Source organism: Enterobacter cloacae complex sp. SHL022 (assembly GCF_049237785.1).
Taxonomy (GTDB): domain Bacteria; phylum Pseudomonadota; class Gammaproteobacteria; order Enterobacterales; family Enterobacteriaceae; genus Enterobacter; species Enterobacter hormaechei_C.
Genome location: NZ_JBMKJH010000009.1, coordinates 98,443 through 112,466, shown reverse-complemented (window position 1 = coordinate 112,466; position 14,024 = coordinate 98,443). Strand labels below are relative to the sequence as shown.

The 14,024-nt window shown below is 58.4% G+C and carries 15 protein-coding genes; 12 read left to right on the top strand and 3 right to left on the bottom strand.

What is annotated here, in order from left to right; translation table 11 throughout:
* Window positions 1-3 precede the first annotated feature (3 nt).
* Entirely contained in the window at window positions 4-387 is a 384-nt protein-coding gene (gene panM / locus ACOTZD_RS18490) for an aspartate 1-decarboxylase autocleavage activator PanM (RefSeq protein WP_023314973.1), read from the bottom strand.
* Between the two features lie 424 nt (window positions 388-811).
* Between panM and livK the strand changes: the two genes are divergently transcribed.
* The 11 genes from livK (at window position 812) to ugpQ (ending at window position 11,158) form a co-directional block, all read left to right on the top strand.
* The gene (livK, locus tag ACOTZD_RS18485; protein ID WP_003861537.1) at window positions 812-1,921 is read left to right on the top strand and encodes a high-affinity branched-chain amino acid ABC transporter substrate-binding protein LivK; all 1,110 of its coding nucleotides are present in this window, start codon (window positions 812-814) and stop codon (window positions 1,919-1,921) included.
* Between the two features lie 46 nt (window positions 1,922-1,967).
* Window positions 1,968-2,894, top strand: coding sequence for a high-affinity branched-chain amino acid ABC transporter permease LivH (gene livH / locus ACOTZD_RS18480; protein WP_003861540.1), 927 nt, complete (start codon window positions 1,968-1,970; stop codon window positions 2,892-2,894).
* Window positions 2,891-4,168 carry a high-affinity branched-chain amino acid ABC transporter permease LivM gene (locus ACOTZD_RS18475; protein WP_003861542.1) on the top strand — a complete coding sequence of 426 codons (1,278 nt, stop codon included), beginning with the start codon at window positions 2,891-2,893 and terminating at the stop codon, window positions 4,166-4,168. The genes livH and ACOTZD_RS18475 overlap by 4 nt, the downstream gene beginning before the upstream one ends.
* Window positions 4,165-4,929 (top strand): high-affinity branched-chain amino acid ABC transporter ATP-binding protein LivG, encoded by a 765-nt coding sequence (gene livG / locus ACOTZD_RS18470; protein ID WP_003861544.1) that lies wholly within the window; start codon window positions 4,165-4,167, stop codon window positions 4,927-4,929. Before ACOTZD_RS18475 ends, livG begins: the two co-directional genes overlap by 4 nt.
* A gap of 1 nt (window position 4,930) precedes the next feature.
* On the top strand, window positions 4,931-5,644 hold the full coding sequence (livF, locus tag ACOTZD_RS18465; RefSeq protein ID WP_022651964.1) for a high-affinity branched-chain amino acid ABC transporter ATP-binding protein LivF: 714 nt from the start codon (window positions 4,931-4,933) through the stop codon (window positions 5,642-5,644).
* 106 nt (window positions 5,645-5,750) lie between these two features.
* On the top strand, window positions 5,751-6,011 hold the full coding sequence (locus ACOTZD_RS18460; protein WP_174402176.1) for a hypothetical protein: 261 nt from the start codon (window positions 5,751-5,753) through the stop codon (window positions 6,009-6,011).
* Window positions 6,012-6,200: 189 nt separating this feature from the next.
* Window positions 6,201-7,517, top strand: a complete 1,317-nt coding sequence (gene ugpB, locus ACOTZD_RS18455) for a sn-glycerol-3-phosphate ABC transporter substrate-binding protein UgpB (protein WP_112017682.1) — start codon at window positions 6,201-6,203, stop codon at window positions 7,515-7,517.
* 102 nt (window positions 7,518-7,619) lie between these two features.
* Window positions 7,620-8,507 carry a sn-glycerol-3-phosphate ABC transporter permease UgpA gene (gene ugpA, locus ACOTZD_RS18450; RefSeq protein WP_003861551.1) on the top strand — a complete coding sequence of 296 codons (888 nt, stop codon included), beginning with the start codon at window positions 7,620-7,622 and terminating at the stop codon, window positions 8,505-8,507.
* Complete coding sequence (ugpE, locus tag ACOTZD_RS18445; protein WP_023314971.1) at window positions 8,504-9,349, top strand: sn-glycerol-3-phosphate ABC transporter permease UgpE; 846 nt, start codon at window positions 8,504-8,506, stop codon at window positions 9,347-9,349. The genes ugpA and ugpE overlap by 4 nt, the downstream gene beginning before the upstream one ends.
* 1 nt (window position 9,350) lies before the next feature.
* A complete protein-coding gene (locus ACOTZD_RS18440) occupies window positions 9,351-10,421 on the top strand; it encodes a sn-glycerol-3-phosphate import ATP-binding protein UgpC (RefSeq protein WP_003861554.1) in 1,071 nt (356 codons plus the stop codon).
* Window positions 10,418-11,158: a glycerophosphodiester phosphodiesterase gene (gene ugpQ, locus ACOTZD_RS18435; protein ID WP_045336146.1), complete on the top strand. Its 741-nt coding sequence runs from the start codon at window positions 10,418-10,420 to the stop codon at window positions 11,156-11,158. The genes ACOTZD_RS18440 and ugpQ overlap by 4 nt, the downstream gene beginning before the upstream one ends.
* Here the strand turns inward: ugpQ and ACOTZD_RS18430 are convergent.
* The gene (locus tag ACOTZD_RS18430) at window positions 11,148-11,519 is read right to left on the bottom strand and encodes a DUF2756 family protein (RefSeq protein ID WP_003861557.1); all 372 of its coding nucleotides are present in this window, start codon (window positions 11,517-11,519) and stop codon (window positions 11,148-11,150) included. The two genes, ugpQ and ACOTZD_RS18430, sit on opposite strands and share 11 nt — an antisense overlap.
* A 122-nt stretch (window positions 11,520-11,641) precedes the next feature.
* Between ACOTZD_RS18430 and ggt the strand changes: the two genes are divergently transcribed.
* A complete protein-coding gene (gene ggt / locus ACOTZD_RS18425; protein WP_072201895.1) occupies window positions 11,642-13,387 on the top strand; it encodes a gamma-glutamyltransferase in 1,746 nt (581 codons plus the stop codon).
* 87 nt (window positions 13,388-13,474) lie between these two features.
* On the opposite strand, the gene yhhY is transcribed toward ggt, so the two are convergent.
* Entirely contained in the window at window positions 13,475-13,963 is a 489-nt protein-coding gene (gene yhhY, locus ACOTZD_RS18420) for an N-acetyltransferase (protein WP_003861561.1), read from the bottom strand.
* Window positions 13,964-14,024: the final 61 nt, after the last annotated feature.

Genomic DNA, 14,024 nt, shown 5'->3' with positions numbered 1-14,024 from the left:
GATCTAGCGCTTCTCCCACCCGTTCGACTGCGCCGTAAACCCTAACGCCTGCATAAACGCTGCCATCACGCCGCGATCCTCCACGCCCACGTCGGCCATCCACCAGGAGGTTACGCTCGGGTTTTCGCGGATCACCTCTTCAATCAAATACTGCCCGACCCCGCGACGACGGGTCACGTCGCGCACGCGCAGGGAGTCCAGCGCCCCTTCCGTGCCGCTCAGCGTTACGCGGACGGCGGCCAGCAGACGTTCATTAAAACGCGCGGCATAGATGCGGTGGTTTTCATCGACGGCCAGCGATGAAGGGGAATATTCCGGCCAGATCTTGCCCAGGTCGATATGATCCTGGTCGCTAAAGGTCACCAGACGCACGATAGTCAGTTTCATTAGCTGCTTGTCCAAATCAAAAAGAGTAGGGCCAGTGTACTCAATTTATTTGCTCAGGCGCTTTCTCTTTTTCTTCCCATTTACCAGGTGATTAGTTTTTTGACAGCGTAATGCGCAGTTTGAAAACACATGGATCGAAAAATAAGCAGAATTTTAACCTGAAGGGCAGTGATTTATTCGGCGCTTTGTACCGTTATTTTATGCTGCCAACTGCGCTTTTATTTGTTTATCTCCGCCTGATTTCAGAATATTATCTTTGCTTAATCGCCTGAAAAATAGAGATATTAGTCTGGTTTTTGACAAAAAACTGCGCTAAACCATTAAAGGCACTGGTAAAAATAGCGTTGTTCATTAAAAGTACAGAATGCTTTTTAACCATAATAAAACAAAATATAAACACGACATCACGAATGGGGATTCAGAGATGAAAAGGAACGCGAAGACGTTAATCGCGGGGATGGTCGCACTGTCGATCTCGCATGCCGCTATGGCAGACGACATTAAAGTTGCGGTAGTGGGGGCGATGTCCGGCCCTGTTGCCCAGTGGGGTGACATGGAGTTCAACGGCGCGCGTCAGGCCATCAAAGATATCAACGCCAAAGGCGGGATCAAAGGCGACAAGCTGGTGGGCGTGGAGTATGACGACGCCTGCGATCCAAAACAGGCCGTCGCGGTCGCCAACAAAATTGTTAACGACGGTATCCAGTACGTCATAGGGCACCTGTGTTCCTCTTCCACGCAGCCTGCGTCTGATATCTACGAAGACGAAGGCATTCTGATGATCACCCCGGGCGCCACCAACCCGGAACTGACCCAGCGCGGCTACCAGCACATCATGCGTACCGCCGGTCTGGACTCCTCTCAGGGGCCAACCGCCGCCAAATACATCCTCGAAACCGTTAAGCCGCAGCGTATCGCCATCATTCATGATAAACAGCAGTACGGCGAAGGCCTGGCGCGTTCCGTACAGGACGGCCTGAAAAAAGGCGGGGCGAACATCGTCTTCTTCGACGGCATTACCGCCGGTGAAAAAGACTTCTCCGCGCTGATCGCCCGCCTGCAAAAAGAGAATATCGACTTCGTTTACTACGGCGGCTACTACCCGGAAATGGGGCAGATGCTGCGCCAGGCGCGCGCCACCGGCCTGAAAACCCAGTTCATGGGGCCAGAGGGCGTGGGCAATGCCTCCCTGTCCAACATCGCGGGGGATTCTGCCGAAGGCATGCTGGTGACGATGCCAAAACGCTATGACCAGGATCCGGCGAATAAGGTTATCGTGGATGCGCTCAAGGCGCAGAAGAAAGATCCAAGTGGTCCGTACGTCTGGATCACCTACGCGGCCGTGCAGTCTCTGGCCACCGCGCTGGACCGTACCGGCAGCAAAGAACCGCTGGATCTGGTGAAAGATTTAAAAGCGCACGGGGCGAACACCGTGATTGGGCCGCTGAACTGGGATGAGAAAGGCGATCTGAAGGGATTTGAATTTGGTGTCTTTAAGTGGCACGCCGACGGTTCGTCCTCGGTCGCCAGATAATCATCCCACCGCCCGGCTCACCGGGCGGGTATAAAAAGGTTTGCATATGTCCGAGCAGTTTCTCTACTTTTTGCAGCAGATGTTTAACGGCGTCACGCTGGGAAGCACCTACGCGCTGATCGCCATCGGCTACACGATGGTTTACGGCATTATCGGCATGATTAACTTCGCCCACGGCGAGGTGTACATGATCGGTAGCTACGTCTCCTTTATGATCATCGCCGCGCTGATGATGATGGGCATCGACAGCAGCTGGCTGCTGGTAGCCGCTGGGTTTGTCGGCGCGATTGTGATCGCCAGCGCCTACGGCTGGAGTATCGAACGGGTAGCCTACCGACCGGTGCGCAGCTCCAAGCGCCTGATCGCGCTGATCTCCGCCATCGGGATGTCCATTTTCCTGCAAAACTACGTCAGCCTGACTGAAGGTTCACGCGACGTGGCGCTGCCAAGCCTGTTTAACGGCCAGTGGATTGTGGGGGCCAGCGAAAACTTCTCCGCCTCTGTCACCACCATGCAGCTGGTAATCTGGGTTGTGACCTTTATTGCGATGCTGGCCCTGACCCTGTTCATCCGCTACTCCCGCATGGGACGCGCCTGCCGCGCCTGCGCGGAAGATCTGAAGATGGCGAGCCTGCTCGGGATCAACACCGACCGCGTGATTGCCCTGACCTTCGTGATCGGCGCAGCGATGGCGGCGGTGGCTGGCGTGTTGCTCGGTCAGTTCTACGGCGTAATCAACCCGTACATCGGTTTTATGGCCGGGATGAAAGCCTTCACCGCAGCGGTACTGGGCGGCATCGGCAGCATTCCGGGCGCGATGATCGGCGGCCTGATTTTGGGCGTGGCCGAAGCGCTCTCCTCTGCGTATCTGAGCACCGAATATAAAGATGTGGTGTCGTTTGCCCTGCTGATTCTGGTTCTGCTGGTGATGCCTACCGGTATTCTGGGCCGTCCGGAGGTAGAGAAAGTATGAAACCGATGCATTTTGCGATGGCGCTGCTCTCTGCCGCCATGTTCTTCGTCCTGGCGGGCGTCTTTATGGGCGTCCAGTTAGGGCTGGACGGCACGAAGCTGGTGGTGGATACCGCCCCCGACATCCGCTGGCAGTGGGTGTTTATCGGCACCGCTGTGGTGTTCCTGTTCCAGCTGCTGCGTCCGCTGTTCCAGAAGACGCTGAAAAACGTCTCCGGGCCGAAATTCGTCCTGCCGGCGATCGACGGTACAACCGTGAAACAGAAGCTGTTCCTTGTGGCGCTGCTGGTGGCTGCCGTGGCGTGGCCGTTTATGGTATCGCGCGGGACGGTGGATATTGCCACCCTGACCATGATCTACGTGATTCTGGGGCTGGGTCTGAACGTGGTGGTGGGGCTGTCTGGCCTGCTGGTGCTGGGCTACGGCGGGTTCTACGCCATCGGCGCGTACACCTTCGCGCTGCTGAACCACTATTACGGCCTCGGCTTCTGGACCTGTCTGCCGCTTGCGGGGCTGGTCTCTGCCGCGGCGGGCTTCCTGCTCGGCTTCCCGGTGCTGCGCCTGCGCGGTGACTACCTGGCGATTGTGACCTTAGGCTTCGGCGAAATCGTCCGTATCCTGCTGCTCAACAATACCGAAGTGACCGGCGGTCCGAACGGCATCAGCCAGATCCCGAAACCGACCTTCTTCGGCCTGGAGTTCAGCCGTACCGCCCGCGAAGGCGGCTGGGATACCTTCAGCAACTTCTTTGGCATCAAATACGATCCGTCCGACCGCGTGATCTGGCTCTATCTGGTGGCGCTGCTGCTGGTGGTGATTACGCTGTTTGTGATCAACCGTCTGCTGCGCATGCCGCTGGGCCGCGCATGGGAAGCGCTACGTGAAGATGAGATCGCCTGCCGCTCCCTGGGCCTGAACCCGACCCGCATCAAGCTGACCGCATTTACCATCAGCGCCGCGTTTGCCGGTTTCGCCGGAACGCTGTTTGCCGCGCGTCAGGGCTTCGTCAGCCCGGAATCGTTCACCTTTGCCGAATCGGCCTTCGTGCTGGCGATTGTGGTGCTCGGCGGAATGGGCTCGCAGTTCGCCGTGATCCTCGCGGCTATCCTGCTGGTGGTCTCCCGCGAGCTGATGCGCGACTTTAACGAATACAGCATGTTAATGCTGGGTGGTTTGATGGTGCTGATGATGATCTGGCGTCCGCAGGGTCTCCTGCCGATGACCCGTCCACAGCTGAAGCTGAAACGCACACAGGCGAAAGGAGAGCAGGCATGAAGCCTTTATTATCCGTTAACGGCCTGATGATGCGTTTTGGCGGCCTGCTGGCGGTCAACAATGTGAATCTGGATCTGCACAAGAAAGAGATTGTCTCCCTGATTGGCCCGAACGGCGCGGGAAAAACCACGGTCTTCAACTGCCTGACCGGCTTCTACAAGCCGACGGGCGGCACCATCATGCTGCGCGATCAGCATCTTGAAGGGCTGCCGGGCCAGCAGATTGCCCGCATGGGCGTGGTGCGTACCTTCCAGCACGTGCGTCTGTTCCGCGAGATGACGGTGATTGAGAACCTGCTGGTGGCGCAACATCAGCAGCTGAAAACCGGCCTCTTCTCCGGCCTGCTGAAAACCCCGGCCTTCCGCCGCACGCAGGAAGAGGCGCTCGATCGCGCCGCGACCTGGCTCGACCGTATCGGCCTGCTCCAGCACGCCAACCGTCAGGCGAGCAACCTCGCTTACGGGGATCAGCGTCGCCTGGAGATTGTGCGCTGCATGGTGACGCAGCCGGAGATCCTGATGCTCGACGAACCAGCGGCAGGTCTCAATCCGAAAGAGACCAAAGAGCTGGACGAGCTGATTGCCGAGCTGCGCGACCATCACGACACCACCATCCTGCTGATTGAGCATGACATGAAGCTGGTGATGGGCATTTCGGACCGTATCTACGTGGTAAACCAGGGCACGCCGCTGGCAAACGGCACGCCGGAAGAGATCCGCAACAACCCGGACGTGATCCGCGCATACCTTGGTGAGGCATAAGATGGAAAAAGCGATGTTAACGTTCGACAAGGTCAACGCGCACTACGGCAAAATTCAGGCGCTGCACGATGTCAGCCTGCATATCAATCAGGGCGAAATCGTCACCCTGATTGGGGCTAACGGCGCGGGCAAAACCACGCTGCTCGGCACCCTGTGCGGCGACCCGCGCGCCACCAGCGGGCGGATTGTGTTTGATGGTAAAGACATTACCGACTGGCAGACCGCCAGAATCATGCGTGAAGCGGTGGCGATTGTCCCGGAAGGGCGTCGCGTATTCTCCCGCATGACGGTGGAAGAGAATCTGGCGATGGGCGGTTTCTTCGCCCACCGGGATGAATACCAGACCCGCATCAAGTGGGTGTACGAACTCTTCCCGCGCCTGTGGGAGCGTCGTATTCAGCGCGCGGGCACCATGTCCGGCGGCGAGCAACAGATGCTGGCGATTGGCCGCGCGCTGATGAGCCAGCCGCGTCTGCTGTTGCTGGATGAACCGTCGCTCGGTCTTGCGCCCATCATCATCCAGCAGATTTTCGACACCATTGAGCAGCTGCGCAAAGAGGGGATGACCATCTTCCTCGTCGAACAGAACGCCAACCAGGCGCTGAAGCTCGCTGACCGCGGCTATGTGCTGGAGAACGGGCGCGTGGTGCTCTCCGATACCGGCGATGCGCTGCTGGCGAACGAAGCGGTGCGGAGCGCGTATCTGGGAGGTTAACCCCTCTCTGCGTCATCAAATCGAAAAGGAGCCACTGGCTCCTTTTTTTTGCGTTATGTTATTATCGCGAATAGTTATCAATCACGTTAAAGAACAAGGAGTACAGATGAGAGGTTTCGTTCCTGGCATATTGTCCGGTGTTGTGTTTCTGACCGCAGTCCCAGCAGCTACCGCTGAATCCAAATTCGACCCGCGGGATCCCTCTATCTGGCATGAAAAAAACGATAATCCGCTTGCACAGGAGATCCCATGTGAAGTGTTTAGCAGTGCGGTCTGCCCCGCATGGGAAGATGAAAAATCAGATCTCCAGCGTGAACGCGAGCGGCGCGAGCAGCGTCGGGAACAGGCGCTGTACGAGCGCCCATAGACTCTCCGGCGGCCGGGCAGGCCGCCATCATTCCTTCACGGATTCATCATACTTTCGCCATGCAGTCGCCTTACGAGTGTCATCATTTTGTAAGTAAACAGTTATTTTTCTGTCATTCGAGCATGTCATGTTACCTCGCGAGCATAAAACGCGTGATATCGCGCATCCGGCACAATAAGAGAGATGACAATGACATCGTTACGACACACAGCTTTGGGTCTGGCATTGGGTCTGGCTTTTGCGACGAACGCAATGGCTGTGACGACCATTCCGTTCTGGCATTCCATGGAAGGGGAGTTGGGTAAAGAAGTTGACTCCCTGGCGCAGCGTTTCAACGACACCCATCCGGATTACAAAATTGTGCCGGTGTACAAAGGCAACTACGAGCAGAGCCTGAGCGCGGGCATCGCCGCCTTCCGTACCGGCAACGCGCCTGCACTGTTACAGGTTTATGAAGTGGGCACCGCGACCATGATGGCCTCCAAAGCCATCAAGCCGGTGTACGAGGTGTTCAAAGAGGCGGGCATTAACTTTGACGAGTCCCAGTTTGTGCCAACCGTGGCGGGATACTATACGGATTCCAAAAGCGGACATCTGCTGTCTCAGCCGTTTAACAGCTCCACGCCGGTGCTGTACTACAACAAAGACGCCTTCAAGAAAGCCGGTTTAGACCCGGAGCAGCCGCCAAAAACCTGGCAGGACCTGGCCGAATACACCGCGAAGCTGAAAGCGGCGGGAATGAAGTGCGGCTACGCCAGCGGCTGGCAGGGCTGGATCCAGATCGAAAACTTCAGCGCCTGGCACGGCCTGCCGGTGGCGACCAAAAACAACGGCTTCGACGGCACCGACGCGGTACTGGAGTTCAACAAGCCGGAGCAGGTGAAGCACATCGCGCTGCTGGAAGAACTCAACAAGAAGGGTGACTTCAGCTACTTCGGGCGTAAAGACGAATCCACCGAGAAGTTCTACAACGGCGATTGCGCCATTACCACCGCCTCATCTGGCTCGCTGGCAGACATCCGTCACTACGCCAAATTCAATTACGGCGTGGGCATGATGCCGTACGACGCTGACGTCAAAGGCGCGCCGCAGAATGCCATCATCGGCGGGGCGAGCCTGTGGGTGATGCAGGGTAAAGACAACGGCACCTACAAAGGCGTGGCCGAGTTCCTCGACTTCCTGGCGAAGCCGGAAAACGCCGCCGAGTGGCACCAGAAGACCGGCTACCTGCCGATCACCAAAGCCGCGTACGACCTGACCCGCGAGCAGGGCTTCTACAGCAAGAACCCGGGCGCGGATATCGCGACGCGTCAGATGCTGAACAAGCCGCCGTTGCCGTTCACCAAAGGCCTGCGTCTGGGCAACATGCCGCAGATCCGCACCATCGTCGATGAAGAGCTGGAAAGCGTCTGGACCGGGAAGAAAACGCCACAGCAGGCGCTGGATTCCGCGGTAGAGCGCGGGAATCAGCTGCTGCGCCGCTTTGAGCAGTCGACGAAGTCTTAATCTTTTTGCCCTCACCCTAACCCTCTCCCAAAGGGAGAGGGAACATATCCCCCTCCCTTTGGGAGAGGGACGGGGTGAGGGGAAACCAACCTGAGCTAACCTATGTCATCATCCCGTCCGGTGTTCCGTTCCCGCTGGCTGCCGTACCTGTTGGTCGCGCCGCAGCTGGTCATCACCGTCATCTTCTTTATCTGGCCTGCGGGCGAAGCGCTGTGGTACTCGGTACAAAGCGTCGATCCGTTCGGGCTTTCCAGCCAGTTTGTCGGGCTGGACAACTTTACCGCGCTGTTCCACGACAGCTACTACCTGGATTCCTTCTGGACGACGATCAAATTCAGCGCGCTGGTCACCGTCAGCGGTCTTGTCGCGTCGCTGTTTTTCGCCGCGCTGGTGGATTACGTAGTACGGGGCAGCCGTCTGTATCAGACCCTGATGCTGCTGCCCTACGCCGTGGCTCCCGCCGTGGCCGCCGTGCTGTGGATCTTCCTGTTTAACCCGGGCCGCGGGCTGATTACCCACTTCCTGGGTGAGTTTGGCTATGACTGGAACCACGCCCAGAATAGCGGTCAGGCGATGTTCCTGGTGGTGTTCGCCTCGGTGTGGAAGCAGATCAGCTATAACTTCCTGTTTTTCTTTGCCGCGCTACAGTCTATCCCGCGTTCGCTGGTGGAGGCCGCCGCCATCGACGGCGCAGGGCCGGTGCGCCGCTTCTTCCGGCTGTCGCTGCCGCTGATCGCCCCGGTGAGTTTCTTTCTGCTGGTGGTGAACCTGGTGTACGCCTTCTTCGACACCTTCCCGGTGATCGACGCCGCCACCGCGGGCGGCCCGGTGCAGGCAACCACCACGCTGATTTACAAGATCTACCGCGAGGGCTTTGCCGGGCTTGATCTCTCAGCCTCTGCTGCACAGTCGGTCGTGCTGATGTTCCTCGTCATCATCCTCACGGTGGTGCAGTTCCGCTATGTCGAAAGTAAGGTGCGCTACCAATGATTGAGAACCGTCGCGGGCTGACGATTTTCAGCCATACCCTGCTAATCCTGGGCATCCTCGTCATCCTGTTCCCACTGTACGTGGCCTTCGTCGCCGCCACGCTGGACACCAAAGCGGTGTTCGACACGCCGATGACGCTGATCCCAGGCACGCATCTGTTCGAGAACATGAAGACTATCTGGACGCAGGGCGTGGGCGCTAACAGCGCGCCGTTCTGGCTGATGATGCTCAACAGTTTCATCATGGCGTTCGGTATCACCGTCGGCAAAATCACCGTGTCGATGCTGTCGGCCTTCGCCATCGTCTGGTTCCGCTTTCCGTTGCGTAACCTGTTTTTCTGGATGATTTTCATCACCCTCATGCTGCCGGTGGAGGTGCGTATCTTCCCGACGGTGGAGGTGATCGCCAACCTGAAGATGCTCGACAGCTACGCGGGCTTGACCCTGCCGCTGATGGCCTCGGCGACCGCCACCTTCCTGTTTCGCCAGTTCTTTATGACCCTGCCGGATGAGCTGATTGAAGCCGCGCGCATTGACGGGGCCTCGCCGATGCGCTTCTTCCGCGACATCGTGCTGCCGCTGTCGAAAACAAATCTCGCGGCGCTGTTTGTGATCACCTTTATCTACGGCTGGAACCAGTATCTGTGGCCGCTGCTGATCGTTCAGGACGTCAACCTCGGCACCGCCGTGGCAGGCATCAAAGGCATGATCGCCACCGGCGAAGGCACCACCCTCTGGAACCAGGTGATGGCGGCGATGCTGCTCACCCTTATCCCACCCGTAGTCATTGTTTTAGCCATGCAGCGCGCGTTTGTCCGCGGCCTGGTCGATAGCGAGAAATAAGATGGCAGGTTTAAAATTACAGGCAGTAACCAAAAGCTGGGACGGCAAAACCCAGGTCATTCAGCCGCTGACGCTTGACGTGGCGGACGGGGAATTTATCGTGATGGTCGGCCCGTCCGGCTGCGGAAAATCCACCCTGCTGCGTATGGTGGCCGGGCTGGAGCGTGTGACGTCCGGGGATATCTGGATTGACCGCCAGCGCGTTACCGAGATGGAACCCAAAGATCGCGGCATCGCGATGGTATTCCAGAACTACGCCCTCTATCCGCACATGAGCGTGGAAGAGAACATGGCCTGGGGGCTGAAAATTCGCGGTATGGGCAAAGGCCATATCGAGGAGCGCGTGAAAGAGGCCGCGCGCATTCTGGAGCTGGACGGCCTGCTCAAGCGTCGCCCGCGCGAGCTCTCCGGCGGCCAGCGCCAGCGCGTGGCAATGGGGCGCGCCATCGTGCGCGATCCGGCGGTATTTCTGTTCGACGAACCGCTGTCAAACCTCGACGCCAAACTGCGCGTGCAGATGCGTCTTGAGCTACAGCAGCTGCATCGGCGGCTGGGAACCACGTCCCTCTATGTGACCCACGATCAGGTTGAAGCCATGACCCTCGCCCAGCGCGTGATGGTGATGAACAAAGGCATCGCCGAGCAGATTGGCACCCCAGTGGAGGTATACGAAAAACCGGCCAGCCGTTTTGTGGCGAGCTTTATCGGCAGCCCGGCGATGAACCTGCTGGACGGGCGGATCAATGCGGCGGGAACCCACTTCGAGCTGGAAAGCGGGATGGCGTTGCCGATCAACTGGTACTATCGTGGCTACGCCGGGCGTAAGATGACGCTTGGTATCCGCCCCGAACATATTGGTTTGACGTCTCAGGCGGACGGCGGCGTGCCGCTGGTGATGGACACGCTGGAGATGCTGGGCGCAGACAACCTGGCGCACGGACGCTGGGGCGAGCAAAAGCTGGTAGTGCGTCTGCCGCATCAGGAGCGCCCGAAAGCAGGCAGCACGCTGTGGCTGCATATGCCGGAAAATCACCTGCACTTATTTGACGGTGAAACAGGACAACGAGTATGAGCAACTGGCCTTACCCCCACATCGTCGCCCACCGTGGTGGCGGTAAACTGGCGCCGGAAAACACCCTGGCGGCAATTGACGTTGGCGCACGCTACGGCCACACGATGATCGAGTTCGACGCCAAGCTCTCGAAGGACGGCGAAATTTTCCTGCTGCACGACGACAACCTCGAACGCACCAGCAACGGCTGGGGCGTGGCGGGTGAACTGCCGTGGCGTGACCTGCTGAAGGTGGACGCCGGAAGCTGGTTCAGCGGCGAATTCAAAGGCGAACCGCTGCCGCTGCTGGCGGAAGTGGCGGACCGCTGTCGTCAACACGGTATGATGGCCAATATTGAAATCAAACCGACCACCGGCACCGGGCCGCTGACGGGTAAAGTGATTGCCCTTGCCGCGCGTGAGCTGTGGGAAGGGATGACCGCGCCGCTGCTGTCGTCGTTTGATATCGACGCGCTGGAAGCCGCACAGGCCGCCGTTCCGGAGTTGCCGCGCGGGCTGCTGCTGGATGCGTGGCGAGAAGACTGGCGCGCGCTGACGACCCGCTTAGGCTGCGTGTCGATCCACCTCAACCATAAGCTGCTGGATGAAGCGCGCGTGACGCTGTTGAAGGAGGCCGGTCTGCATATCCTGGTGTATACCGTCAACAAACCCCAGCGTGCAGCCGAGCTGCTGCGCTGGGGCGTGGACAGCATCTGTACCGATGCGATTGACCAGATCGGGCCGAACTTTATTTATTAAGCATACTGCCGTTCTGCTGGGTCGGCAGCATGTGCTGCTGACCGCTGCTTTGCGATACTCCGCCTCCTAACATCCCACCGTTTGTATTAGGCAGCGGCTGTTCAAGCATCTGGCCCTGCTGTACGCGCTGGGTGTTGGTATTCATCTGGTTTTGCAGGTGCTGCTGCTGCACCTGGGTCTGCGTCTTTAACTGCTGATTGAGCATCCCTTTCTGCTGCTGTTGCTGGCTCATCATCTCCGTCTGCATACGCTGCTGGCTCGGAATGACGTAGCCCGGCTGGTTCGGGTTGTTCAGGGTGTTGATTGGCTGTGCGAGCGCGGCGAACGGAAGCAGCGCGGTCAGGATCAGTAATCGTTTCATGGTTATCTCCTCCTTTGAGGCTTCTCTTAAGTTTATCCTCATTCCTGCATAACGATGATTTTTTAAGAGTTGTGAACCAGGCTTAAGCGGGGAATATGGGCCCCTTCACCTGGAGAACAATAATGATGAAACCAACCTTTTTGCGCTGGGTCGCCATCGCTGCGCTGATGGCAGGCGGCACATTTACCGTGGCGGCCAACCCGCCCGCCGCTCCACCGGTCTCTTACGGCGTGGAGGAGGATGTTTTTCACCCCGTGCGGGCGACGCACGGCATGGTGGCCTCGGTTGACGCGCTGGCAACGCAGGTGGGCGTCGATATTCTTAAACAGGGCGGTAACGCGGTGGATGCGGCGGTCGCGGTGGGATATGCGCTGGCGGTGACGCATCCACAGGCGGGGAACCTGGGCGGCGGCGGGTTTATGATGCTGCGCACGAAAGACGGTAAAACCACAGCCATCGACTTCCGTGAGATGGCGCCGAACCAGGCCTCCCGCGATATGTTCCTCGACGATCAGGGTAATCCGGACAGTAAAAAATCCCTGACCTCGCACCTTGCCTCCGGCACGCCGGGCACCGTTGCGGGCTTCTCGCTGGCGCTGGAAAAATACGGCACGCTGCCGCTGAATAAAGTGGTGCAGCCTGCCATCAGGCTGGCGCGCGACGGCTTCGTCGTCAACGACGCGCTGGCGGACGACCTCAAAACCTACGGCAGCGAAGTTATTCCCAATCATGAGAACAGCAAGGCTATCTTCTGGAAAGACGGCGAGCCGCTGAAGAAGGGCGATAAGCTGGTGCAGAAGAACCTCGCAAAAAGTCTCGAACTGATTGCCGAAAACGGTCCGGATGCCTTCTATAAGGGGCCGATTGCCGATCAGATTGCGGATGAGATGCAGAAGAACGGCGGGCTGATCACCAAAGCGGATCTGGCGGAATATAAGGCGGTGGAGCGCGAGCCGATTAGCGGCACCTATCGCGGCTACGAGGTCTTCTCCATGCCGCCGCCGTCTTCCGGGGGCATTCACATCGTGCAGATCCTCAATATTCTGGAAAACTTCGATATGCACAAGTTCGGCTTCGGCAGCGCGGATGCCATGCAGGTGATGGCCGAGGCGGAAAAGCGCGCCTACGCTGACCGCTCGGAATACCTCGGCGACCCGGACTTCGTGAAGGTGCCGTGGCAGGCGCTGACCAACAAGGCGTACGCCAAATCCATTGCCGACGAGATCGACATCAACAAGGCTAAGCCGTCGAGCGAGATCCGCCCTGGCAAGCTGGCACCGTATGAAAGTAACCAGACCACCCACTTCTCGGTGGTAGATAAAGACGGTAACGCGGTGGCGGTGACGTACACGCTTAACACCACTTTCGGCACCGGGATTGTGGCGGGCAACAGCGGTATTTTGCTGAACAACGAGATGGATGATTTTTCTGCCAAGCCGGGCGTGCCGAATGTCTACGGCCTGGTCGGCGGCGATGCGAATGCGGTAGGGCCGAAGAAGCGCCCGCTATCATCCATGTCGCCCACCATTGTGGTGAAAGACGGCAAAACCTGGCTGGTGACCGGCAGCCCTGGCGGGAGCCGGATTATCACCACCGTACTGCAAATGGTGGTGAACAGCATCGACTTTGGGATGAACGTCGCCGAAGCGACCAATGCGCCGCGTTTCCATCACCAGTGGCTGCCGGACGAGTTGCGCGTGGAGAAGGGCTTTAGCCCGGACACCCTCAAGCTGCTTGAGCAGCGCGGGCAGAAGGTGGCGGTGAAGGAGGCGATGGGCAGCACCCAGAGCATTATGGTCGGACCGGATGGCGCGCTGTTTGGCGCGTCGGACCCGCGTTCGGTGGATGATTTAACGGCGGGGTATTGATTTTGTTGCCCGGTGGCGCTGCGCTTACCGGGCCTACAACGGCACGGACGTAGGCCGGGTAAGGCGAAGCCGCCACCCGGCAACTCATTACTTCATCCTCGCCATATAATACGCATCCACATACTCGCCGTTGCGCAGGGCATAGCGCCTGCCGGTGCCTTCAATCTCAAACCCGTGCTTTTTGTACACCGCGATTGCCGGTTCGTTATCCACAAACACCGTTAACTCGATGCGGTCGACGCGCAGCCAGTTGTCGCACATATCGATCATGGTGCGAATCAGCGCGCTGGCCACGCCGCGGTTATGCCACTCTGCGCCAACGCATATACCGAAATCGGCAACGTGGCTGCGGCGTGGTCGCTGGGCGACATCAATGGTGAGGTGGCCGACCACGATATCATCAATGCAGGCAACCAGCTGTTTAATGCCCGGCTGTTCGCCTAGCCGCATTTGCCACATTTCCATTGAAGGATGAGGAACCTGTAGCGTGTTGTGGTACACCTCCGGCTGGGCGTGGATCTGACGAATGGCGTCGTAATCTTTCGGTTCAGCGTGGCGTATCACTATCTCACTCATTCCTTGTTCCTCAGTCAGTTAAAAGTCCCCTCCAACATCAGTGACTTTAAAAGTTGAGTCA

Bases quoted from the DNA above. Each gene is read 5' to 3' on its own strand.
- panM (WP_023314973.1), bottom strand. From the start codon at position 387: ATGAAACTGACTATCGTGCGTCTGGTGACCTTTAGCGACCAGGATCAT.
- livK (WP_003861537.1), top strand. From the start codon at position 812: ATGAAAAGGAACGCGAAGACGTTAATCGCGGGGATGGTCGCACTGTCG.
- livH (WP_003861540.1), top strand. From the start codon at position 1,968: ATGTCCGAGCAGTTTCTCTACTTTTTGCAGCAGATGTTTAACGGCGTC.
- ACOTZD_RS18475 (WP_003861542.1), top strand. From the start codon at position 2,891: ATGAAACCGATGCATTTTGCGATGGCGCTGCTCTCTGCCGCCATGTTC.
- livG (WP_003861544.1), top strand. From the start codon at position 4,165: ATGAAGCCTTTATTATCCGTTAACGGCCTGATGATGCGTTTTGGCGGC.
- livF (WP_022651964.1), top strand. From the start codon at position 4,931: ATGGAAAAAGCGATGTTAACGTTCGACAAGGTCAACGCGCACTACGGC.
- ACOTZD_RS18460 (WP_174402176.1), top strand. From the start codon at position 5,751: ATGAGAGGTTTCGTTCCTGGCATATTGTCCGGTGTTGTGTTTCTGACC.
- ugpB (WP_112017682.1), top strand. From the start codon at position 6,201: ATGACATCGTTACGACACACAGCTTTGGGTCTGGCATTGGGTCTGGCT.
- ugpA (WP_003861551.1), top strand. From the start codon at position 7,620: ATGTCATCATCCCGTCCGGTGTTCCGTTCCCGCTGGCTGCCGTACCTG.
- ugpE (WP_023314971.1), top strand. From the start codon at position 8,504: ATGATTGAGAACCGTCGCGGGCTGACGATTTTCAGCCATACCCTGCTA.
- ACOTZD_RS18440 (WP_003861554.1), top strand. From the start codon at position 9,351: ATGGCAGGTTTAAAATTACAGGCAGTAACCAAAAGCTGGGACGGCAAA.
- ugpQ (WP_045336146.1), top strand. From the start codon at position 10,418: ATGAGCAACTGGCCTTACCCCCACATCGTCGCCCACCGTGGTGGCGGT.
- ACOTZD_RS18430 (WP_003861557.1), bottom strand. From the start codon at position 11,519: ATGAAACGATTACTGATCCTGACCGCGCTGCTTCCGTTCGCCGCGCTC.
- ggt (WP_072201895.1), top strand. From the start codon at position 11,642: ATGATGAAACCAACCTTTTTGCGCTGGGTCGCCATCGCTGCGCTGATG.
- yhhY (WP_003861561.1), bottom strand. From the start codon at position 13,963: ATGAGTGAGATAGTGATACGCCACGCTGAACCGAAAGATTACGACGCC.